Consider the following 21,554-nt stretch of genomic DNA (forward strand, 5'->3'; position numbering starts at 1 on the left):
TTAGGTTGGTTGCAGAAGTTCCGCGTCCGAGCGGAACTCTCAATCAAAGGAATACAACAATGCTCATTGTTACCGGCGCCTCTGGCAAACTCGGCCGCAAGGTCGTCGAGAACCTGTTGCTTCATATGCCGGCCAGAGAGATCGGTGTCAGCGTGCGAGATCCAAACAAAGTTTTGGAGTTAGAGGAAAGCGGAGTGCGCGTGCGCCAAGGCGATTTCAGTGATGCCGCCAGCCTTCGCCATGCGTGGGCCGGTGCAAAACGACTTCTCCTGATATCCTCCAACGCCGCTGCGACAGGTGGCAACCCGTTGGAGCAGCACGCCACCGCCATCAGTGTCGCGCGCGACATTGGCGTAGAGCGCATCTTCTACACAAGTCAGATATCCAGTTCGGCTACGTCTTATTTCCCGCCTGGCCGGGATCATGCTGCAACAGAGGCCATGCTGGCGGAGTCGGGTATTGCCTGGACAGCAATGCGTCACGGTTTCTATGCGGCAAGTGCGCTGATGATGAACAAGCGCGGTTTCGACGCGGGCAAGCTGGAAGGTCCCGAAGACGGCAAGGTTGCATGGGCGACCCATGAAGACCTCGCGGCCGCCGACACGGAATTGCTTGTCGGGCACGCAGTGGTCGACGGCCCGACAGCACCGCTCACCGGAAGCGAGAGCCTGGACCTTGCCGATCTTGCGCTTATCGCCGGGGAAATTCTGGGGAAGCCAGTTTCGAGGACCGTAGTGAGCGAAGAGCAAGTGGAAGCGAATGCGCGGGCCGCAGGGGTTCCTGAGGGGGCAGTGGCCGTTATGTTGGGATATTACCGCGCTGCCCGCGCAGGAGAGTTCGCGGCGACAGACCCCGCACTTTCGAGGATATTGGGACGCGCACCCGAGAGCATGAGGACATTTCTGAAGACCAATCTCTAATTCGACTGTCTTATTGCATCAGCGACAACTGGGTTAGGTCCGCTTTTGGCGCATTCTTGCCATCAATGTCGTAGCGGCATTTTCGTAAAGCCTAATCGAGCTTGGTCAATGTGCGAGGAAAACACCGCTTACCCTTCATTGCATTTGCGAACACGGTTGACCGCCAGATGCCGGCAATTCGGATAAACCGGCCCATGACTTTACCAACGCAACTTCAGTATAATGTGAGCTAACTGTATGCAGTCTGCGGTAGCCTCAACGCTGAGATGCTCAGGCCCCACGTTAGATCGACCAACTTCTGAGAGCGAGTTAAATGACCAAGCTTGTCTACGGATGCGCCTGTTGCAGCGCGGATTTCGGAAAGCTGTTTTGCTCGAATGATGCCGTCAGCGAGCTTAAAGAAAAAGCGGCAACTGTCGATGGCTGGTCCTGTAATTGGGGCTTTGACCTGGGCAATCTCGGACGGCGTGATTTCCTGAAAGGCGGTGCGGCAGCGGCAACTCTCGCGGCCATGTTGCCGACGCAGGTGGGGGCACGGTCCAACACAACGATCGTCTTCACTGGTGGCACCGTCTTGACCGTGGATGATCGCTTTTCCGAGGCGGAAGCGATCGCAATCCAAGGAAACCGTATTCTATCGGTGGGAACCGATGGTGAGGTCCGCGCTGTCGCTGGTACCGACGCGCTTGTCGTTGATCTAGACGGCAAAACCGTCTTGCCGGGTTTCATCGATCCGCATACCCATGTCATCGCCGGGTCGGTCGTCGATGCGGTGATGGAATACGTAGGGATGGCGACGTATTCTACAGTCGCCGAAGTGTTAGATCATATCGCGCGGCGCGCCGCCGAAACCCCTGCCGCGGAATGGCTCGTTTTTCGAAATTTCGACCCCGCTGTGCAGGAAGGTCTGGATGAACTGACGTTCGCGGATCTCGACGCAATCTCTACGGATCATCCGATTTTCGTCTTCAACGCGTCCGGGCATCTGGCCTATGCCAACTCGACGGCCTTCCAAGTCGCCGGAGTTCCCACCGATGTTGAGAACCCACCAGGTGCGGAATTCGTCCGCGACAAGGATGGTAACCTGACCGGTGTCATGAAGAACAACGTGGCCTTCCTGCAAGTTCTCGGGGCTTACCCTGCGCTGGCCACAACAGACCCGGTCGACGCCGTTGTCGGTCTGTTGTCGAAATGGGGTCAACATGGTCTGACGACCGTTAGTGAACTGAGCCTTGGCGGCCTCTCGCAGTCACCCGTGGACACACAGGTGCTGCTCGAAGCCGCCGCCTCAGGGCGCCTGCCGGCGCGCATACGGGCGTATCCCTTCTATACCATCGGCGCCGAGGCATGGGACGAGGCAGGTGTCCGCCCCGGCACGGGAAACGCCATCGGGCGCATCGCTGGCTACAAGCTGGTCGCTGATGGCTCGAACCAGGGATTCACCGGTTTGCAGCGAGAGCCCTACCTGAATTCTGATAATTACGGACTGGCCTACACGCCCCGTGAGGAATTGGTCGCACTTGCGGTGGATAGAGCTACGAAGGGCTGGCATCTGGCGATTCACGGCAACGGTGACGCTGCGATCGACAACGTTCTCGATGCCTGTGAGGTGGTACGCGACGCGGGTGTTGACATGTCACGCGTCCGAGCACGGATTGAGCATTGCTCGATTCTGCACGATGAACAGATCGAACGCATGAAGGACCTCAGCGTTTCGGCGAGTTTCCTGATCGGCCATGTCCATTACTGGGGCGTTGCGATGCGCGACGAGGTCTTTGGCGAGGAAAAGGCGCAATTGCTCGACCGTTGCAAGAGTGTCGAAGACGCCGGTGTCGGCTTTACGTTGCATTCGGACTTCATGGTGACCGACCCCGTGCCACTGCACATGATCGAGATGGCGGTCACGCGAAAAACATGGAAGGAGCCGGATTACGTTCTGGCCCCGCAGGAACGCATCTCTGTGGAATCGGCCATTCGGGCGGTCACGTCTGAGGCCGCGTGGCAATTGTTCTCCGACCATGAGATCGGAAGTCTGGAGCCTGGCAAGTTTGCCGATTTGGTGATCCTCGAGCAGGATCCGCGTGTTGTCGACCCGGACAGCCTTAAGGATATCAAGGTGGTCCAAACTTGGATGGACGGGCGTCAAGTTTACAAAGCCTAAGCAACGCCGTCGATTAACTTCCGTTTCGGGGGTTATCACGTTAACGATGGGGCAGGCGCTTACGGGTTAGACCCACTGATATGAAGACCGTATCTGTCAGCTACAAACGCCATCGCTTTCCGCCTCAGATCATTGCGCACGCTGTGTGGCTTTATTATCGGTTTCCGCTCAGCCTCCGCATGGTCGAAGAAATGCTGCTGGAGCGCGGTATCACGGTCTCCTACGAAACGATCCGACGCTGGGGCAGAAAGTTCGGTCCCGTCTATGCACGCCGTTTGCGCCGCAAGCAGCCATCCCGCAGTGATGTCTGGTTTCTTGATGAAATGCGCATCGTCATTACTGGCAAGAAGCACTGGCTCTGGCGCGCCGTCGATCAGGACGGATATGTGCTCGACGAAATCGTGCAGACCCGTCGCAACACCAAGGCAGCCAGGCGGTTGCTGACCCGGCTTCTGAAGAAACAGGGTATCGCACCCAAGCGCATGATCACCGACAAGCTGCGTTCCTATGGTGCGGCCAAACGCCTTGTCATGCCGACCATCGACCATCGCTCATATAAAGGATTGAATAATCGGGCCGAGGGTTCCCATGTGCCTTTGCGAAAACGGGAAAGAACGATGCAGGGTTTTCGGTCGCCTGGAGGTCTGCAACGCTTCGTCTCGATCTTCTCCGCTCTCCGCAATCATTTCGTTCCACCCCGTTCACATCGTTGGGCTCAACACATTCGCAATCACCGCCTGCTGACGATGGCGGAATGGTACGTCGTGACCAAGGCCAACTGAAACCCGGCATCCATGCTCTTGCTACGCTTTCGAGAAGTTGCCGTGACAAGCCCTGAACTTGGAAACATAACAGCGATCTACCAAACTGAAACCAGATCAACAAATTGGCAATGCCAACCGAGCAATTCAATTTCAGAAGTGGTACCGATGAGTCAAAGCAATATCGTCCCCAGACGCATTCGCAGGTTCAAGCAGAAAGTCGGGGATTGGCTCAACGGGGCTGACCAGGACACGAAGAAACTCGACGGATCAGCGGTTCTTGCGGCCTATGCCCGTTTGAGCAACCCGACCAAGCAACTCTTTCGTCACCGCTCTTGTCCCCATGTCGCCGCCGAATTCAATCGGCCGCAACGCATTGTGCCAAAAGCCGGTTTCCACTGCCGAATCAATCAACTCTGCGGCATCGGCAAGGGAGGGCTTGTCCAACTTCTCGGCGAGATAGTCCAGCATCAGCGCAGCACTCAAGATCGCGGCCAGCGGGTTGGCCTTGTCTTCTCCCATGATGTCGGGGGCGCTGCCGTGGGCAGGCTGAAACAAACCGGTGGTGTCGCCGATCTCCCCACAGGCGGCCATGCCCATGCCACCCACCAGGCCACCGGCAAGGTCCGAAAGAATGTCGCCGAACATGTTTTCCATCACCAAAACGTCGAACTCCCAGGGCTTGCGCACTAGGTCGAGTGCTTGAGCGTCGACGTAATTGTAACCGACAGGCACGTCGGCAAATTCCGATTTCACTTCGTCGAAGATCTGGCGGAAGAAGGCCAGAGAGGTGAACACATTCGCCTTGTCGACACAGGTGAGCCTGCCCGGATGGCCGCGCTCGCGCCGTTTGCGGGCAAGGTTGAATGCAAAGCGATGCAGTTTGGTGGTGGTTTTGCGCGTGATGCGCAAAACGTCCTGCACTTCGTCATCATTGACTACGAGGCTGCGCTTGTGTGCCGCTGCAGAGTAGAACAGCCCTTCGGTAGATTCTCGCAGGATAACGAGATCGATACCGGCAGCGCGCGGATCGGCGAGCCTTTGCGGTGCGTTGGGATAGGCTTTGACCGGACGAACACCCGCATAAAGCCCAAAGCGATCGCGCAGGCGCAAATGCGGCGAGATCTCCGTGCCGTTTGCATGCCGGATCGAGGGAAGGCCGATGGCCCCAAGGAAAATTGCATCGGCAAGCCCCGCGCGTTCCTCTCCGCCGTCTTCGATGTCGAGGCCAGTCTCCTTGAAGTAACCCGCCCCTGCCTGGATCTCGTCATAGCGGGGCGCGGGTTCTCCTGTGTGCTTCAAGGCTGTTTCCAGCACGGCAATGGCTGCTTCCGCGACATCGACGCCAATACCGTCACCTTTTATCAGGGCAATTTTCATGGGACTGTTCCTCAAATCCAATCAACGTCGTAGCGCTCGACGATCCGGCCGATCTGGTCCGGATTGAGCGCCGATGCGGCGGTGCCGCGTAGCAGAAGGGCAAGCCTGGCTGTTGCTTCCAGCTCTTCCATGGCATGGACGGCGGCGGCCAGATCCCGGCCGGCAACAACGGGCCCGTGGTTGGCCAGCAGTACGGCAGAGCGACGGCCCGCAAGTCCGCGGACCGCGTCTCCCATTGCCGGATCTCCCGGCACGAAAAACGGCAGAAGTTTCACCTTGCCAAGCTGCATGATCCCGTAGGCCGTCAGGGGTGGCAGAACGTTGTCCGGATCGATCTCCGGCAACAGGGAAAGCGCGACCGAGTGGCACGAATGCAGATGCACGACCGCACCTGCCGAATGGCGGGTCTCGTAAAAAGCCGTGTGAAGCGGGATTTCCTTCGTCGGCTTGTCACCCGAAAGCAGTTCGCCTTGGACAGAAAGATGGCTGATCCGGGCCGGGTCCAGAAACCCCATGGAGGAGCCGGTCGGGGTAACGAGCAATGTGCCATCCGACAGACGAACGGAAAGGTTGCCGGTCGATCCATGTGTCAAACCACGGTCGAACATCGATTTTGCCATCAGGCAAATCTGTTCGCGGGTGGTTGCGCTTTCGCTCATTGGCTTGTCTCCAGAACGCTTAGCGCCTCGGAGAAGAAGTCCGGCCCACCGAAGTTGCCTGATTTCAGCGCCAGCGCCAGCGGCTGACCGCTCACCTTGAGCGCGGGAACACCCGGCGCAATCTTAGGACCTATATCCAGCGTGTTTGCTCCGAGACCGGAAACAACGGCCCCTGACGTTTCGCCGCCAGCGACCACCATTCGGCTGACGCCGGCGCTGAACAGTGACGCCGCCAGATCGGAAAAAAGCTCCTCAATCGCCGCCGCGCTTTTTACCCTGCCGTATTTTTGTTGGGCTGCTCGCACCACCTCAGGGTCGGCGGAGGAATAAAGCAGGGGCGATGCTTCCTGGCGAAGCACCCAACCGGCGATTTCCTGCACCGACAGTGTCTTCGCCATGATGTCATCGACGTTCAATTCACGCGAGGGGGCAATGGCCTTGTAGCGCGTGACCTGAGCGCGAGTTGCCATTGAACATGAACCGGACAGAACCACGGCTTTGCCCGAATGTCCGGTCCAACTGCTTCCCGCAGGCGCGTGGCCAAAGTTCTTGGGCAAGCCGAGGGCTATGCCCGAGCCCCCGACAAGAAGCTTTCGCGCCGCGATTGCCCGCCCAATGGTCGCAAGATCATCGTTGCGGACTGCATCCACAATCACCATCGACTTGCAGTCGGCAGGGCAGGCGAGGTTGATTGCCGCCGGACCATCTGCCACGTGATCGAGGGAGACATGACCGACTGCCCAAGACGTCTGACGAGCCAGCACGCGCCGGATGTCCGGGTCGCCCATTGGCGTCAACGGATGGTGTCGCATGCCGCTTTCGCTCAAAAGCCTGTCTGCGACGAAGAGATGTCCCTGGTAGACGGTTCGTCCGTTTTCCGGAAAGGCCGGGCAGACGATCACACACGTCTCGCCAAGCCTGTCGGCAAGGGCTTCCGCCACCGGGCCGATATTGCCTTCGTCAGTCGAATCGAACGTCGAACAGATCTTGAAGACAATCTGCTTGCATCCCTGATCGGTCAGCCAGTCGCAGGCTCGCAGAGACTGGGCAACTGCCTCTGCAGCTGGGATCGTTCGGGACTTCAAACTGATGATGCCGGCGTCCACCGACGCAAGTGCCGGAACATCGGGGACACCGACATATTGAGCCGCCGTCATGCCGCCTTCCGACAACATCAATGCGATGTCAGAGGCTCCGGTAAAATCATCCGCGATCACGCCCAGCTTCATGAGCGAATCCCCATGAGCGGGCCGCGGTCGAGACGGAAGATGTGGTCCGGGCCGTGTTGCGGAAAGAGCGTGCGCACCAGCGGATCATGTCCCGGTACAACAAGGTTTACCGAGCTGGCGAGACGTTGAATGGTGCCAAAACCGTCCAGCATGTCCTGCATGTCGACCACGATCGGGAACGGTTTGGCGTCCAGGAAATTCTCGTAGTAATGCGCTGCGTCGGAAGCCAGGCACATCCAGCCGGCTTCTGTCAGTACACGAACCGCCTGCAATCCCTTGCTGTGCCCGCCAATGCGATGAACTGTAAGTCCTTCCCGGACTTCGCCATCTCCTTCATGAAAGATTACCCGCCCGGAGTAGAGCCTTTGCACAGCTTCACAGACATGGTCCGCGGTGTAGGGAGCCTTCATCGCGCCCTGGCACATGCAGGGACCTGTGGCGAAAGCCATTTCCGCTGCCTGCAGATGGATGGTGGCATTGGGAAAATGCTTCAAGCCGCCCGCGTGGTCATAATGCAGATGGGTGACGATGATGGTCGTCACGGCCTCAGGTTCAATGCCGAGAGGGGCCAAGGCCTCTACCGGATTGAGCCGGACAGGACGGCCGCGCCGCGCACCTTCCTCGCCGTCGTAACCTGTGTCGACCAGAATGATCTCGTCCTGCCGCCGCAGCACCCAGATGAAGTAATCCATCTCGTGTGGCTGGTCGTGGTTGTCGTCGAACAGGAAACTGTCCTTGCGCGTGCGCGCATTCCTGTCGGCATATTTGACCGCGAAAACCTGCCAGGGGCTCATGAGGCCACCTTCGCGTAGGTTCGGACCGTTTTCTGCGCGATCATCCCGGCAACCTTTGCATCGAACAACTTGAAGTGGGGGGTTTGCAGATGCGCCTGAAAGGCGGCGGCATCGTCATAAAGTTCATAGAGAAACACATCGCCGGGGCGATCGGGGTCGGTGCAGACGTCGAATTGCCTGCATCCGGGTTCGTCCTTCAGGGACGCTTCGGCGTTTGCGATCATGAGCGGCAGAAAATCCTCCACCGCCTCGACCTTGATCTGGAACACCACCGTTACGGCATACATGCTCTTCTCCTCAGCGGAACAGGTTCACCATACCCATCGAAAGGAAGGGTATGTATGTGACAGCCAGCAGCGCGGCGATGGCGGCGATGTAGAGCGGTGCCATATTCCGAGCAATCGACAGTACGCCGACACCGGAGATCCGCGAGGCAACATAAAGTGTTGCGCCTACGGGCGGTGTGAATAGGCCGACGGCAACGTTGCACGTCATGATCACGCCGAGGTGGACCGGATCGACACCGAAGGCCTGTGCGGTCGGCAGAAACAGCGGCGCCGTCAGCAGGATTGCCGGGACCGGATCAAGCACTAGGCCTAGTACCAGCAGAACGATGTTGACCAAGAGCAGGAACATCCAGGGTCCGGTTGAAAATTCCTGCACGAAACCGACCAGGATCTGGGGCATCTGTTCAAGCGTGATCAGCCAGCCAAGGACTGTCGTTGCGCCGATCACGACCATCACCACCGCGCTGGTGACAAAGCTGTCGATCAGAAGACGCGGCAGATCGCGGAGTTTGAAGTCCCGGTAGACAACCGTTGTGACGATCAGACCGTAGACGACGGCAAGGGCCGCGGCTTCCGTCGGTGTCACCCAGCCGGTGAAAATGCCGCCGAGGATCACGATCGGCATGAACAGGGCAGGGGCGGTACCGATGAAGGAACTGGTCAATTCCTTGAAGGTCGTTGTGCGCCCACCGGGGTCGCACTTGGTGGTCTTGCCGACATAGTAGCAAACAGCCATGAACAAGGCGCCGAACAGAATGCCGGGAACCATGCCACCGAGGAAGAGATCGGCAACCGAAACGTTGCCGACAAAGCCGTAGATCAGCATCGGAATGGATGGTGGGATGATGATGCCGATCGTCCCGGCTGCAGCCACCAGACCGGCAGCGAAGGCGGTGTTGTAGCCCTCGCGGGACATGTTCTTGATCATGACCGAACCGATGGCTGCACTGTCGGCAATGGCCGAACCCGAAATGCCACCGAAAATCATGGATGCGCCGACGACGACCATGCCGAGCCCGCCTGCCATGAAGCCGAAGGCAGCCCTTGCAAAGCCGATGATGCGCAGGCCGACACCCCCGCGGCTCATCATTTCCCCGGCGACGATGAAGAGCGGGATCGCAAGGAAGTGGTTCGGCTCCACCCCGCCGATAAAATTCAGGAACAGCGCCTGCAAGGGGTAGCCGAGGTCAAAGACGATGATCGGCAAGACAGCGGTGATCAGAATTGCCCAGACCAGCGGAATGCCGATGAAAACGGAGGTCAGGAAGACCGCAACAACGAAGATCAGGATCATGAGAGGGCCTCGCCGCCATCTGAGTGCGCTGCATGAGGAACGACAGGATTTTTGAGGTCGTAGACCATGTTGAAGAGATGGAAGATCAGGGTCAGTGTCATGCCGGCTGGCATGGACGCATAAAGCAGACCGACAGGCCAGTAGAGAACGGTTGTCTTCTGTGCCCAGGTGTGGACCGAGATATTGATACCGGTGTAGATCAGGCTGAGCAGCAGGACGACGATGATCACGTCGATTGCGATCGACAAGACACGTTGACCCGTCAGCGGCACCAGTTTCTCGACAACTTCGGTAACGCGCATGTGCGCGCCTCGGGCAACCGCTGCTGCACAGCCGATAAAGGTGCTCCAGAGCAGCAGGAAGCTGGTCACTTCCAGCGACCAAGCAAGGTCGAAGCCGGCGAAGCCGCGAAGCCAGGCGTTGCAGAACACCAGGGTGACGATCGAAAAGCCGCCGAGCGCCAGGCATATATCGACCAGGTGGCTGAGCCAGCGAAGCGCAGCCGGATAGTGATCTCGGTAATCCAAGGGTCGTCTCTTTTTGAAAAGTGCCAGAACCGCCGCGTGACGTGCGGTTCCGACAGTTGAGCCCCGGAGCACCCTGCGTTCTTTCGAACGCCGTTTGGCGCTCCGACCCACAAGAAACGATCAACTGTTCAACGGGCAACCGGCTCGATCACCCGTGCGTTGATCTCGTTGCCTGATCAGTTCTCGGCCGGGAGTTTTTCGCGGATCGCTGCCGCATCGGACAGGATCTGGTCGACGGCTTCCTCGCCGTAGACATCCTTGGCCTTTGCGTAGACCGACTGCACCGCCTCGCGGAACGGCGCGATATCGGGAACGCTGACCGTGGCGCCGGATTCCTGCATTTCCGTGAGTTGGCTTTCAACCGAACTCTTGACGAGGTTTCGGCTGAAGGCTGCGGAATCGGCTGCAGCTTTCATCACGGCTTCCTTGTCTTCGTCGGAAAAGGACTGCCAGGTCTTTTCGGCCACCGTCAGGGGCAGAGGGCTGTAGACGTGGCGTGTCAGCGTTATGTAGGGCGCAACTTCATAGAACCGCAGTGACTTGATGGTGTCGACCGGGTTCTCCTGGCCGTTGACGATGCCCTGCTGAATGGAAATGTAGACGTCGGTGATCGGCATGACGACCGTCTGGAAGCCGATGGCTTCCATCGACCAGCGGATCATGTCGTTCGGGAAGACGCGCATTTTCATGGACTTGGCGTCTTCTGGCGAATTCAGTGGTTCGTTGGTGGTGAAGCTGCGGAAGCCGGCTTCCCATGTCGACAGTACCCGGAAACCCTTTTCCGGCAGCTTGGCGAATTCTCCCTGCAGCCATTCGGAATTGTCATAGAGCTCCCAACCCTGCTCGTAGGTGTCAACCAGGAACGGCATGGCCGTGAGGTTCAGCGTCGGCATGTGCGTGGCGTAGCTGCCCGTGGCCGAAACCGTGAAGTCGATGCCGCCAAGCTGCAGCAGTTCAATGGCTTTCGGATCGTTTGCGAGCGATCCGGACGGAAAGATCTGCACTTCGTAACGGCCGTCCGTATATTCCGCGACCTTCTCCGCAAACAGTTCGGCAGCCTGCTGACGGGATCCGCCGGGGTTGTCTGTATGGCTGAATCGTAATGTTTCGACAGCTTGTGCGCCGCTCATGGCCATAGTGAGAATTGCCGCGCTCATCAGCAGGCGGCTCAAGGATTTCTTGTTAAGCATTTCAATCTCCTCCCACGGCCGCTCCAAGGCCGTATCAATTTACACATTCAACTGCGTATACGCTACTCAATCCCTTGTCAACGGCGCTAATGTCGACTATCAAAATTCCAATGATGGAATTGCCGCTTCGAAACAGGGAAAGCCCTCGGGTCTTCTGCCGATTTCAGGAGTGTGCGGGAGGACGAAAAAAGATGAACGAAGACTCTGCAAAAGACTTGGGCGTCTCGGACACGTTACGCGTTGCCTGTCTTGGAGCGGGCTACTTTGCCCAGTTTCACTATGATGCCTGGCGCAGGGTCGAACGGGTTCGGCTGGTCGGTTCCTGTGATCAGGATCCCGCGAAAGCCAAGGCTACTGGACTGACTGCCTTCAGTGATCTGGAGTGCATGCTGAAGATGGCGAAGCCAGACCTGCTGGACATCATCACGCCGCCGCCAACGCATTTCAGAGCCATCGAGCTTGCCATCAGGAAGGGGGTGAAGACGATCATCTGTCAGAAACCGTTCTGTACCTCGCTCGAGGAAGCCCGGAAGGCAACGAAGCTGGCAGAAGGAGCCGGCGTGACCATCGTCATCCATGAAAACTTCCGCTTCCAGCCCTGGTACCGGACAATCCGACAGGCTCTGGAACGGCAGCTGCTTGGCGATTTGCTTCAGGTAACTTTCCGGCTGCGCACAGGGGACGGGCAGGGGCCGAATGCCTACCTGGACCGGCAACCGTATTTTCAGGAAATGCCCAGATTGCTGATCCATGAAACCGGTGTTCACTGGATCGACACATTTCGCTACCTCATTGGCGAGCCCGAGGCGGTCTATGCGGATCTTCGCAGGCTCAACCCGGCCATCAAGGGTGAGGATGCCGGTTACTTCATTTTCGACTATTCAAACGGGGTGAGAGCGCTCTTCGACGGCAACAGGCTTCTGGACCACGCAGCCGAAAATTGCAGAACCACACTTGGTGAAGCTTTGTTGGAGGGCACTCGGGGAACGCTGACATTGAAAGGCGACGGCTCGGTGCGCTTGCGTCATTTCGGCGACAAGGATGAAACTCTTCTGCTGGCGGCACAGGATTGGCCTGGCTTTGGCGGCGATTGCGTCAAGAATCTGATAAGCCATGTTGTAGACGGTCTCCTGGATGGAAAGCCGCTGGAAAACGAGGCGCGGAGCTACCTGAAGGTGATTACAATCGAACAGGCCATCTATGAGTCGGATCGCAAGGGGCAGAAAATCCGGGAGTTTGACTGTGCTTGAGGCTCCGAAACAAAAGACCATCACCACCCAGGCCATGGAACAGATCCGCCAGCTCATTTTCGACGGTGAACTGGCGGCAGGCTCCGATCATCTCGAAAGCGAACTTGCCGACCGGCTTGGCATGTCCCGCACACCGGTGCGTGAGGCGACATTGATGCTTGCCCAGCAAGGCCTTCTGGAGGTACGGCCTCGCAAGGGTGTTCGCATCGCCACCTTGTCGTTAAAGGACATGGAGGAAATCTACGCGATCCTGACCGAACTGGAGAGCCTTGCTGCCGAAGAAGCCGCTGAAAAAGGCTATTCGGAAAAGGATCTGGTCGCGCTCAAACAGTCGATCGAATCGATGGAAGAAGCGTTGAAGCGTGAAGACCGGGACGCCTGGGCCATCGCCGACGACGACTTCCACGCCGAGCTTGTCCGCCTTGGCGGCAATTCACGGATACAGTCCATCGTTTCGATGATGTCCAACCAGGTTCGTCGGGCCCGCGCCATGACACTCTATTTTCGCCCGCTGCCGGTCAAATCCAACGAGGACCACCGCGCCGTCTTCGACGCAATCCGAAAAGGCGACCCAGCGGCAGCTCGAGAGCGCCACCATATCCACCGGCAGCACGCTCGCGAAGTGCTGATCGAACTCTTGAAGAGGCACAGGCTTTTGCAAATATAAAAACCTAGCGGAGCACTGAGGGCAGGAGGTGTTGTCGCAAATTTTTTGAAGCGCTGTTCTTCAGCATGGCGTTGTCGAGCACTGCCTCTGCCAGGAGCTTCTTGAGCTTCGCGCTCTCGATCTGATCAACGAATTAGGTCCTGCCGGACTACATTCACCGTGACATCCCTTTGGATCTCCGAGACCTAATCTGACGAGTGCGGATCTTCTTCGGTTCTTGGCCGGAGATGATCTGCAGATATGACTTCTGCAGCTCCAAGGCCTCGCGGGCCTCGGCATCGACACCGGCCTGTTGCTCCAGAAACCGGCGCCAGGACACCCGCTTGCCGGTGTGACCTCCGGTCATGCGTTTCCAGGCAGGATGTTGTTCGAGGCGTGGATCGAGCGGACGGCGGCGGTATTTGGTTTTAGGCTTTGTCTGATCAAAGAGCCGGTCCTGTTTGCGATAAGGGCCGTACTTGTCTTCAAGGTTCTTTTTGGAAAACAGCCGATCAACGGCGCTGGCTTTTTCCATGGTGCCGGTGTCGATATCGCGGAACACGAACCCGGCCCCACGCCGGCGAAGCCCGACGCCGTAGAGTGCAAAGCCCTCGTGCAATTCCTCCCAGGTTTCTGCTACTCGAAGGACCGCAAGCAAGTCGGTCTTGTGTTCCTTCAAGTATCCGGAAAACGATTGCTCCCAGGAATTCGCTTCCTTGTCCCGAGCGCGCTGATTGTCGCGTTCCTCCTGAATACGGTCCTTATCCGGGCCACGGCCCTGGACCACCTCCAATCCGTGTTTCTTTTCCAGCTCGGCCGCGGTCTTCTGCAAGATCTGGAAATCGCGAAACGGGGTGTGCATCCGGAAGGTTTCCGGATGCACAAGATTGAACTGGATATGCATGTGGAAGTTTTCAGTATTGATGTGGGTGCCAACCACGCGCTGATGATCTTCCAAGCCGAGAGCCATTGCGAACTCAGTCTCAATGTCCTTCAGAACATCGATGTCGGGCTTTTCGCCTTTGGCAAATGATACCACCAAGTGGTAGTTCGGATCTGACTTGCTGCGAGCATTCAAGGCCTGCGTCGCGCGGATCTCCGCAATGGCCGTGTCCAGGTCACCGATGCCGTCGCCGGCCTTGCAGTTGGAAAGCCAGAACTGATCGAGCTTTTCGCCCTTCTCCTTTGCACCGGCTATGTATTTCGCGAGAGCTTTGGCGCTGGAACATTTCTTGAGAGACGTTTTTTTGGCAATCACGGCTTTAACTCTGCAACACAAGCCTTGATCTGTTGCTGCGTCTGACGAACGTCGCGCAGAAGCGACTGCATCTGTCGGACCATATGGCCGTCCGCAGTCTCATTCATTCCCTTCAGCAACAGGTTGCCCAACCGAGCCTGGTCAGCGTTGATTTCCAGGAGACGCAAGATCGCCTGATCCAGCGACTTATCCGGAAACTTACCGCTTTCCAGGATTCGTTCGGCAACCTTGGAAACGGACATGTTTGTCCGTTTCGCGTGGCTAGTGATCCGCCCGTGGATCTCCGGATTGAGGTAAGTAATGAGCTGGATTCGCCGGGGCTTTTTCACCGGGACATCTCCAGCTCACGGCCTAATCCTTTGTCCTTGCCTAAACTGCGGGCGTGCTCCCTCTGCATTTGCACAAAGGAATCTCGCAGGGCCGTGAGCAGGCCTTTTTCACCGCGGATCTGTTTCAGGTCGTTCCAGTCAGTTGCCCCGCGCTCCTTTTCGGCTGGCGTAAAACTCGGAGCCAGCACCTTGCCGCCAACCGCCTCGGCGGCGCGTTGCGCGCACTTCAGGCCCTTGTTGGGCAGGGGCGGATTTCTGTTCGGCAAATGATGATCGTCATCGGCTGCGATCAGAAGATTTGCTTTCGGGAACTTCTCTCGAACGGCCTTCGCGGTGGCAACGAGGTTGTCACCATCAAAGGCAACGGCGGTCGGCAGATTGGTCGCCTTATGAACATCCGCACCGGTTGCGTAGCCCTCGCCGATTATGATGGTCAGTTTGTCGCCTTTGTCTCGGCCGTTTTCCAGATCCTTGCTCGGGTCAATCGTGTGAAAGAGCCCTTCTTTTCGGCCATGCTTCAGGTAGATTTTTTCTTCGCCGACAAACTGCAGCGACCAGATGCGGCCGTTTTCGTCGCGCAGCGGCACGACCATGCGGCCATCGTCGGCCACTTTCACGCCATAGCCGCGAACGTTCTTCCGGGCGAGGTAAGGGCAATTTTCGGGGGTGGCCCAGGACTTCAGGTTCGTCCAGATTCCAAAGGCCCGTTTGGCTGTCGCTTCCTGTTCGGTAGCTCTCACGCGCTCGCGGTTCTCGCGGTTCTGCGCGGCTTCGGCGACAAGGCGTTGCTTTTCTTGCTGTGTCAGGCCGTCCCCTTTGGAGATCCACTGCAAGGGTACATCGTCGCCCTTGAAGTTCTTGAACTGGCCGTTAGGAACACCATCCAGAAAGCCGCGATAGCTGGCGTTGGTTTCCTTGCCATCGCCGGTGAGCGCAATGCGGTGCCACTTCCCGTCCATTTCCGGAAGACCATGCAGCTCCGCGCCGTTGTCACGCAGGAACTTACCGAAGGCAGTGCGCGGATCCTCGTGAGGTCGCTCCTGCTGGTTTTCCGGAAGAAACTGTTTCAGCGCCTCCGGAACCTCTGTGCCTTTTGTGAACCAGGCCTTGGCCTTCTTGTCCCAGATAGCACCGGCTTCATCTGCGACCGTGCGCTGCTCATAGGGAACGGCCAGGTAGGTTTTTTGAATGGGTTGTTTGTCAGCCATGGCGAAAAACTCCTTGAACGAAAGCGGGGAAGAAACTTGATGTGCTGTGGCGGTCAGTCGAGGAACACGCCATCGACCTCGGCAGGGCCGGCATAGGCGCTCGTGTCTTTCGGCCAGAGCTCAACGCCATCGGTGTTGATGACCGTGATATTGCGAAGCGGGGAATTGTCGGTGAGGTAGCCGCCGATAATTTCGATATCGCCGTAAAGGCGCTGGACGGCTTCAAGCCGCGCGATTGCTGTGCTGATCTTCATGAGGAAGCCTTTGCGTTGGACGACGGGAGAGAAGGAATTGAAGTGGGGGAGGCGAGCGGGATTTTTGCCCGGGCCTGAAGGTCTTCGTTCTGGAAGTAGAGAACCTGGCGGCCATAGATGGCCGGACGCCCGGCCACAAAAATCAGCATGTCACCGGCACGGGTGACCTTGCCGCTGCTACCCACCTGGATCCCCGGCAACGACATGCATTCGTCCGGGGTGAGAAGCGGCCGGGCCACCTCCATCAATGTTTCGGAATAATTCGTCCCGATTTTCCCGGTGGTGTGGCTGGCTGAGGTCTTTTTCTGAACCAGGGTGGTCTTACCGGCCATGTCCGACAGAACCCGGGCTGTTTCCATCGTGTTCGGCGCGTAGGCGATCCGGACATGGCAGTTGGAAACAATCGACTGTTCGCGGCCGTAAGTTTTCTGGAGCTGCGTGAGATCCTGAACGATGACAAAGGCTTTCAGTCCGTAGCCCGCCATGAAGGCAATCGCCTTCTCGAAAATCTCCAGCTTGCCGACTGACGTAAACTCGTCGAGCATCAAGAGCATACGGTGTTTGTAATGCTTGACGGACCGGCCGCCCTCGAACGCCATATGAGAGGTAAGACGGGTGAGGAACTGGTTGAGCAGGATCCGCACCAACGGACGTAACCGGGCGATGTCGGATGGCGGGATGACGATATAGAGGGTCGCCGGCTTGTCGCCGTTCATCAGGTCGGTGATGCGGAAATCGGATTCCGATATGTTGCGGGCCACAATCGGGTCACTATAAAGCGCAAGCTGAGACGTGCCGGTGGAGTGAACGCCGGATCGCTCGTTGCTGGACCGTTTGCGCATACGGGCAGCGCCCAGGCGCACCTCGTCATTGACGACTTCGCGGCCGTGCTCATAGCGCTCCATATCTTTTAAGAGCCGGTCAAAACTGTCGTCTTCCCCGTCATCTGGCTCGCCATCCTTCTGGCCGAACGCAGCTTTTGCCGCCGCTGCCACGGCCTGTTGGCTGATGGACTTTGAATCCTCGTCGTCACCGATCGACATGAACGCGCGCACGTCTGCGAGTGTCGCGGTGCGGTTTTCTGATTTTTTGATCCGGTAAAGGACATGCAAGATTGCGGTGCAGAGCCAGCCGTAGCCCTCCTGCATCCAGAAATCCTTCAGGCCCGTGCCGTCCGGATCGATGATCATGATTGCGATGTTCTGGCAGTCAGCTATTTCGTGGTCCGTTCCGAACCGGATTTCTGCGAGTGGATTGTATTTGACGGAGCCTTTATCGGCCGCGGGATCGAAGCGAAAAATTCTCTGCCCCTGCGCCGCCCGCCAGCCGGCAGTCAGAGCGTAGTTCTCACCCTTGATATCGAGCACCAACGCAGATTCTTCCCAGGAGAGCAGAGTGGGAAGGACCAGGCCGACGCCCTTACCTGAGCGGGTAGGGGCAAAAGCCAAAACATGCTCCGGGCCATCGTGGCGAAGCATCTTGACGCCGCGCCGCATCGGCCAGCCGCCAACGACGACGCCGGATTCCGACAGAAGGCCGCTTTCTTTCACGTCCCGGGTTTCAGCCCATCGGGCTGTGCCGTGGATGTCCTTCTGCTTCCGGCCGCCAAAGATCGTTTCCGACCTGGCACCAGAAGCGACAATGGCGCCAACAAACATCAAGGTGACAAACGACGCTAGGCCACCATAAGCGGGATGCAGAATTTCAGGCGGGAAGCTGCCAGTCTCAAGCCAGAAGGCTCTGAGCCACTTCCACCAATCGGGCTGCAAGGGATTGAACCCCAGAAAAGAGTGCCAACCGGACAGCGTCACGCCGACGAGAGCACTACAAGCCAGAACGGCAAACAAACGCATCAGATGCATGGTCGATCACGCTGCCTCGGCACTTACCGGCTGGCGGTCGCGCAGCACATAGCGACCCATCTTCATCTCATAAATATCCGATATAAAACGCCCACCCCGTGGGTCGCGCTTGATGTGGATCACCAGATCGACAAGACGGCGCATGAACGTCTCTGCGTCGGGCAAGGTCTGACCGGCCGCGTTTATGTTCTCCTGGAATCGTGCGGGAACCAGCTCGGCGCTTTCGGCATGCACGGTGCACATCCAACCGCGGGCGCCGGTGTTGAGGACGTTGAGTGCAGCGAAGGCATTTTGCGTGGAGATTTCACCGAACAGGATATTGTCCGGAGAGATACGCATCTTGTGATCGTAGAGCTGCTGCCATGTCCGAAGGCCTGCGCCTTGCGCGGTATCGCGGGCCGCCAGAAGCGAGACGCCATTGTAGAACCGGCTGACCTCAAGCTCGGGCGTATCTTCCGCGCTGACGACGCGCCGGTCATCAGGCAGATAGGACAGGAGATTGTTGAGCAGCGTGGTCTTGCCGGTATTGGTCGATCCGGAGATTGCAATGTTGCGCTGCTGATCGAGGGCCGATTTGAGATAGTCGATCATGCCGGCGGACAGACCCATGTCTTCCAGCGTGATCTTGTGAGGATGTTTGCAGCGGATTGCCAGCGACAGGCCGGAGACAACCGAATTGCCGATCAGGCATTCGAAGCGGTGACCGCCCGGCAGAACCGTTGAAAGCTGCGGTTTGGATGTGGGGTCAAATTCCAGACCCTTCATATTCGCCAAAGCTCGGCAGATGGTCTTGATCCGGTGCAGGGTCAAAGCCGGTTCATCGACTTCGGCAATGCGGTTTTCCAGATCGCGGCGCTCCACGATCAGCTTGCCCGGAGCCTTCGTCCGGACCTCGACAACATCGCTCGTGGCATAGTGCCTGGACAGCGGCTCAAGGATTTTTTGCAACAGAACCTGAGACATGGGTGTTCACTCCGATGCCCGCCCAGTGCTTGGGCGTTGCGATAAATTTTGAGAATGGGGAAAGGGCAGGGACCCGGGCCAGGCCAGGTCCCTGCAAGTTTCAGAAAACCGTCAGGTTTCCCAGCGGACCGTTTTCCAGGACGAATAGGTCACCTTGCCGGTCGGATAGACCACCTTGGAGCGCTCATCGATCCGGTTGTAATAGGTCAGCTTGTATTCCGGGTAGCGGCAGGTGCTCACCGGTCCATTCGCCCGCACGAGGCTATAGCCGGGATTGCCGGTCAGGGTCTTGGAAGACCCGCCGCAGTTGCCGGAAACGGTGGTGTAGTTGCCGCTGCCGTCCCGCACGACAAGGGTGTAGCCCTTCGCCGAGATGTTGACGCGGTGGCCGTTCAGCTTGCGCGTTTCCGTGCTTCGCTGACACTTGTCACCGTTGTTCAGTGTGGTGCCGTCCCCGGATGCCTTTGAATAGCTGGACCCGTCCGGACGCGTGTAGATCTTGGTCCGTTTGGTCGGAACCATCTCGGTGCAACCGTTATAGTACTTCCGGGAGTAGTCTGGGCTGTCCTGGTTGCGAACGAAGGTATAGGCAATCTCGGACGTACCCGGTTGCAGGTAGGACGTTGCGATCTTGTAGGCTTTGCCGTTCACATTGATGGAAACGTCCACGAGCTGCTGCGCACGCAGATTGGCATCGTTGTATTTCCAGCCGTTCGTGGTAACGGAGTGCGTGAATTTCTGATCATTCCGCTGGCATGCGGTCACATAGGTTCTTCCGCGGCCGGGAACGTCATAATAGTAGCGCTCCAAACCGTAGGAGAGACCAGCGGCAAGATCATGATCGAACGATGCAGGATCGTCGCAACCGTTCACCGTCGAAAAGATGCCAAGCATGTTCGCTTCGTCCGGCTGACAGCCCGCAATCACTTCCGAAGTGCCATTCACGATAATTTCGGTGCGGTACTGCCTGACGGCCTTGCCGCTCGCCAGATCGACAATCGGAGTGCAGACGTCGATGCCGTTTTTGTCGAACACGCGACTATGCGTGTAAGTGGTGTCGGTTGTGATGCACGGGGATGCCTGGAAGAGCTGACCTTCGTACTCATAGGTCCACATCGCCATTTCCGTGGAAACGCCTGTTCCAAAGTCGTGCTGCATGGAACAACCGTTCGGCTCGGCCGTCATCTTGATCGGAGCGATGGTTTCGGATGGCGCGCATTCGCGCACGCTGACTTCCACCTTGGCATCTTTCGTATAGACAAGCGACGTGTTGACGATGGCCTCGCCGTTCTCAAGATCAAAATCGAACGTACAGTTCTGTTTTTCCTCGATTGTGTAGGCTTTGTCTTCATCAGGCAGACACTCGCTGACCTTCAGCCGGCTTGCCTTCTCGTCTGTATAGGAGAGCGTGTATTGCGCATTGGCGATACCGGCCTCCAGATCGACCACATCCGAACAGGAGCCGTATTCCCGTTCCATTTCGAACACCGTCTCTGAGGGCGCACACTCGCTGACCGCAACGTCCTTGCCTGTCCGATCCCGATAGGTCAGGCGCGATAATAGCGTGACACGCTCTCCCTCAATATCGACATCGGGTTTGCAATCGTCGCTGGATTCCGAAATGGCAAAGGAGATTGACTGATCCGGCTGACAGGCGGCCAGGTCGAAGCGTGCACCGCGATCGTCATTGTAGAAAGACGTGTATTGCGGGCGGGCAAGGAGTGCGGCCTCGTCAACCAGATCCTCGCAGGCTTCGTAATTGCGCTGGATGTTCCAGACAATGCCGTTTGGCGAGCAGGCATCCGTCTCGGTGACAATACCGTCCTCAAGCGTTTCCGTCTTGGCGGTCTGGCGCACGATACCGCTTCCAAGATCGATCTGCGGCTCGCAACCATCAGTCGAGACGTTGATCGTCATGTTCGGATCGCGTTCTTCTTCCGGCTCTTCTTCCTGGGCCAGCCGTTCGGGCGTCTGATAACCTTCTGCAATCGGGTTCTCACTGCCGCCGGCCTCATCAACGCTCGAATCGTCCTCGACAGTGTTTTCCTTGTCTTCAAGCTCCTCTTCCGGCGCGGCTTCTTCTTCGCTCGCAGATAACCGGGCAACCGCCTGAACGAACTCGGCTTCATCGCCATTGACGGAAATCGCCGTGGTCGGGAGAAGGCGGTTGCTTTCAACACCGAACTGGCTTGTGAATTTATCGGCTTCCAGATCGACAAAGTCGGCGTCTTTCTTGAGCCGCGTGACAACCACCTGGGCGATTTCCTCACCGTTGACGCTGACCTTGCGGGTGAAGCCCTCGGCAGTGATCCCACTGATATCAACGGCCTCGGTCGTGTTCGGCTGAGCATTGAATTGCAGTTGGACCGGCACGGCGCTGTCGGCAGACAACTCCGTTTCCAGAGCAGGCGACACGGTAAAGAGGTTCTCCTTAATCAGAACCTCTCCCGCTGCGGCACCCGATGTCTGGACCGAGGAGGGGCTAACCACTGGCACCGTCTGTGCCTGCGTGAGTGCGGTAGATGACGCCAGGACGAGCGCCATAAGGCCGCAAGACACTATTCTAGTGTATCGCATTCCAG

General features: G+C 57.9%; 20 protein-coding genes. 5 read left to right on the forward strand and 15 right to left on the reverse strand.

What is annotated here, in order from left to right:
• The first annotated feature begins 59 nt into the window (after nucleotides 1–59).
• The 3 genes from SIAM614_RS26025 to SIAM614_RS26035 all read left to right on the forward strand — a co-directional run bounded on the left by SIAM614_RS26025 (nucleotide 60) and on the right by SIAM614_RS26035 (nucleotide 3,863).
• Entirely contained in the window at nucleotides 60–920 is an 861-nt protein-coding gene (locus SIAM614_RS26025) for an NAD(P)H-binding protein (protein ID WP_006939178.1), read from the forward strand.
• Between the two features lie 313 nt (nucleotides 921–1,233).
• Nucleotides 1,234–3,081, forward strand: a complete 1,848-nt coding sequence (locus tag SIAM614_RS26030; RefSeq protein WP_006939179.1) for an amidohydrolase — start codon at nucleotides 1,234–1,236, stop codon at nucleotides 3,079–3,081.
• Nucleotides 3,082–3,161: 80 nt separating this feature from the next.
• A complete protein-coding gene (locus SIAM614_RS26035) occupies nucleotides 3,162–3,863 on the forward strand; it encodes an IS6 family transposase (protein WP_006939180.1) in 702 nt (233 codons plus the stop codon).
• 249 nt (nucleotides 3,864–4,112) lie between these two features.
• On the opposite strand, the gene SIAM614_RS26040 is transcribed toward SIAM614_RS26035, so the two are convergent.
• The 8 genes from SIAM614_RS26040 to SIAM614_RS26075 all read right to left on the reverse strand — a co-directional run bounded on the left by SIAM614_RS26040 (nucleotide 4,113) and on the right by SIAM614_RS26075 (nucleotide 11,202).
• Nucleotides 4,113–5,222, reverse strand: coding sequence for an isocitrate/isopropylmalate dehydrogenase family protein (locus SIAM614_RS26040; RefSeq protein WP_006939181.1), 1,110 nt, complete (start codon nucleotides 5,220–5,222; stop codon nucleotides 4,113–4,115).
• Nucleotides 5,223–5,233: 11 nt separating this feature from the next.
• Complete coding sequence (gene otnC, locus SIAM614_RS26045; RefSeq protein ID WP_006939182.1) at nucleotides 5,234–5,881, reverse strand: 3-oxo-tetronate 4-phosphate decarboxylase; 648 nt, start codon at nucleotides 5,879–5,881, stop codon at nucleotides 5,234–5,236.
• The gene (otnK, locus tag SIAM614_RS26050; RefSeq protein ID WP_006939183.1) at nucleotides 5,878–7,110 is read right to left on the reverse strand and encodes a 3-oxo-tetronate kinase; all 1,233 of its coding nucleotides are present in this window, start codon (nucleotides 7,108–7,110) and stop codon (nucleotides 5,878–5,880) included. The genes otnC and otnK overlap by 4 nt, the downstream gene beginning before the upstream one ends.
• On the reverse strand, nucleotides 7,107–7,904 hold the full coding sequence (locus tag SIAM614_RS26055) for an N-acyl homoserine lactonase family protein (RefSeq protein WP_006939184.1): 798 nt from the start codon (nucleotides 7,902–7,904) through the stop codon (nucleotides 7,107–7,109). Before SIAM614_RS26055 ends, otnK begins: the two co-directional genes overlap by 4 nt.
• Entirely contained in the window at nucleotides 7,901–8,191 is a 291-nt protein-coding gene (locus SIAM614_RS26060) for a putative quinol monooxygenase (RefSeq protein WP_006939185.1), read from the reverse strand. Before SIAM614_RS26060 ends, SIAM614_RS26055 begins: the two co-directional genes overlap by 4 nt.
• Before the next feature lie 10 nt (nucleotides 8,192–8,201).
• Nucleotides 8,202–9,485, reverse strand: a complete 1,284-nt coding sequence (locus tag SIAM614_RS26065; RefSeq protein WP_006939186.1) for a TRAP transporter large permease — start codon at nucleotides 9,483–9,485, stop codon at nucleotides 8,202–8,204.
• The gene (locus tag SIAM614_RS26070) at nucleotides 9,482–10,012 is read right to left on the reverse strand and encodes a TRAP transporter small permease (RefSeq protein ID WP_006939187.1); all 531 of its coding nucleotides are present in this window, start codon (nucleotides 10,010–10,012) and stop codon (nucleotides 9,482–9,484) included. The genes SIAM614_RS26065 and SIAM614_RS26070 overlap by 4 nt, the downstream gene beginning before the upstream one ends.
• Before the next feature lie 176 nt (nucleotides 10,013–10,188).
• The gene (locus tag SIAM614_RS26075) at nucleotides 10,189–11,202 is read right to left on the reverse strand and encodes a TRAP transporter substrate-binding protein (RefSeq protein ID WP_006939188.1); all 1,014 of its coding nucleotides are present in this window, start codon (nucleotides 11,200–11,202) and stop codon (nucleotides 10,189–10,191) included.
• 191 nt (nucleotides 11,203–11,393) lie between these two features.
• Between SIAM614_RS26075 and SIAM614_RS26080 the strand changes: the two genes are divergently transcribed.
• Both SIAM614_RS26080 and SIAM614_RS26085 read left to right on the forward strand, forming a co-directional pair.
• Entirely contained in the window at nucleotides 11,394–12,452 is a 1,059-nt protein-coding gene (locus tag SIAM614_RS26080) for a Gfo/Idh/MocA family protein (RefSeq protein WP_006939189.1), read from the forward strand.
• Nucleotides 12,445–13,119, forward strand: a complete 675-nt coding sequence (locus SIAM614_RS26085) for a GntR family transcriptional regulator (protein WP_006939190.1) — start codon at nucleotides 12,445–12,447, stop codon at nucleotides 13,117–13,119. Before SIAM614_RS26080 ends, SIAM614_RS26085 begins: the two co-directional genes overlap by 8 nt.
• Before the next feature lie 154 nt (nucleotides 13,120–13,273).
• On the opposite strand, the gene traI is transcribed toward SIAM614_RS26085, so the two are convergent.
• The 7 genes from traI to SIAM614_RS26120 form a co-directional block, all read right to left on the reverse strand.
• Complete coding sequence (gene traI / locus SIAM614_RS26090) at nucleotides 13,274–14,356, reverse strand: TraI/MobA(P) family conjugative relaxase (protein WP_006939191.1); 1,083 nt, start codon at nucleotides 14,354–14,356, stop codon at nucleotides 13,274–13,276.
• Nucleotides 14,353–14,685, reverse strand: a complete 333-nt coding sequence (locus SIAM614_RS26095; RefSeq protein ID WP_006939192.1) for a hypothetical protein — start codon at nucleotides 14,683–14,685, stop codon at nucleotides 14,353–14,355. Before SIAM614_RS26095 ends, traI begins: the two co-directional genes overlap by 4 nt.
• Nucleotides 14,682–15,893 carry a DUF5710 domain-containing protein gene (locus SIAM614_RS26100; RefSeq protein WP_006939193.1) on the reverse strand — a complete coding sequence of 404 codons (1,212 nt, stop codon included), beginning with the start codon at nucleotides 15,891–15,893 and terminating at the stop codon, nucleotides 14,682–14,684. Before SIAM614_RS26100 ends, SIAM614_RS26095 begins: the two co-directional genes overlap by 4 nt.
• A gap of 53 nt (nucleotides 15,894–15,946) precedes the next feature.
• Nucleotides 15,947–16,147 (reverse strand): hypothetical protein, encoded by a 201-nt coding sequence (locus tag SIAM614_RS26105; protein WP_006939194.1) that lies wholly within the window; start codon nucleotides 16,145–16,147, stop codon nucleotides 15,947–15,949.
• The gene (locus SIAM614_RS26110) at nucleotides 16,144–18,009 is read right to left on the reverse strand and encodes a type IV secretory system conjugative DNA transfer family protein (RefSeq protein ID WP_006939195.1); all 1,866 of its coding nucleotides are present in this window, start codon (nucleotides 18,007–18,009) and stop codon (nucleotides 16,144–16,146) included. The genes SIAM614_RS26105 and SIAM614_RS26110 overlap by 4 nt, the downstream gene beginning before the upstream one ends.
• A gap of 6 nt (nucleotides 18,010–18,015) precedes the next feature.
• Entirely contained in the window at nucleotides 18,016–18,972 is a 957-nt protein-coding gene (locus SIAM614_RS26115; protein WP_006939197.1) for an ATPase, T2SS/T4P/T4SS family, read from the reverse strand.
• 111 nt (nucleotides 18,973–19,083) lie between these two features.
• Nucleotides 19,084–21,549, reverse strand: coding sequence for a hypothetical protein (locus SIAM614_RS26120; RefSeq protein ID WP_157140094.1), 2,466 nt, complete (start codon nucleotides 21,547–21,549; stop codon nucleotides 19,084–19,086).
• Between the last annotated feature and the right edge of the window lie 5 nt (nucleotides 21,550–21,554).

Source organism: Roseibium aggregatum IAM 12614 (assembly GCF_000168975.1).
Taxonomy (GTDB): domain Bacteria; phylum Pseudomonadota; class Alphaproteobacteria; order Rhizobiales; family Stappiaceae; genus Roseibium; species Roseibium aggregatum.

Coding starts and splice junctions, on each gene's coding strand:
- SIAM614_RS26025 (WP_006939178.1), top strand. CDS start 60: ATGCTCATTGTTACCGGCGCCTCTGGCAAACTCGGCCGCAAGGTCGTC.
- SIAM614_RS26030 (WP_006939179.1), top strand. CDS start 1,234: ATGACCAAGCTTGTCTACGGATGCGCCTGTTGCAGCGCGGATTTCGGA.
- SIAM614_RS26035 (WP_006939180.1), top strand. CDS start 3,162: ATGAAGACCGTATCTGTCAGCTACAAACGCCATCGCTTTCCGCCTCAG.
- SIAM614_RS26040 (WP_006939181.1), bottom strand. CDS start 5,222: ATGAAAATTGCCCTGATAAAAGGTGACGGTATTGGCGTCGATGTCGCG.
- otnC (WP_006939182.1), bottom strand. CDS start 5,881: ATGAGCGAAAGCGCAACCACCCGCGAACAGATTTGCCTGATGGCAAAA.
- otnK (WP_006939183.1), bottom strand. CDS start 7,110: ATGAAGCTGGGCGTGATCGCGGATGATTTTACCGGAGCCTCTGACATC.
- SIAM614_RS26055 (WP_006939184.1), bottom strand. CDS start 7,904: ATGAGCCCCTGGCAGGTTTTCGCGGTCAAATATGCCGACAGGAATGCG.
- SIAM614_RS26060 (WP_006939185.1), bottom strand. CDS start 8,191: ATGTATGCCGTAACGGTGGTGTTCCAGATCAAGGTCGAGGCGGTGGAG.
- SIAM614_RS26065 (WP_006939186.1), bottom strand. CDS start 9,485: ATGATCCTGATCTTCGTTGTTGCGGTCTTCCTGACCTCCGTTTTCATC.
- SIAM614_RS26075 (WP_006939188.1), bottom strand. CDS start 11,202: ATGCTTAACAAGAAATCCTTGAGCCGCCTGCTGATGAGCGCGGCAATT.
- SIAM614_RS26080 (WP_006939189.1), top strand. CDS start 11,394: ATGAACGAAGACTCTGCAAAAGACTTGGGCGTCTCGGACACGTTACGC.
- SIAM614_RS26100 (WP_006939193.1), bottom strand. CDS start 15,893: ATGGCTGACAAACAACCCATTCAAAAAACCTACCTGGCCGTTCCCTAT.
- SIAM614_RS26105 (WP_006939194.1), bottom strand. CDS start 16,147: ATGAAGATCAGCACAGCAATCGCGCGGCTTGAAGCCGTCCAGCGCCTT.
- SIAM614_RS26110 (WP_006939195.1), bottom strand. CDS start 18,009: ATGCATCTGATGCGTTTGTTTGCCGTTCTGGCTTGTAGTGCTCTCGTC.
- SIAM614_RS26115 (WP_006939197.1), bottom strand. CDS start 18,972: ATGTCTCAGGTTCTGTTGCAAAAAATCCTTGAGCCGCTGTCCAGGCAC.
- SIAM614_RS26120 (WP_157140094.1), bottom strand. CDS start 21,549: ATGCGATACACTAGAATAGTGTCTTGCGGCCTTATGGCGCTCGTCCTG.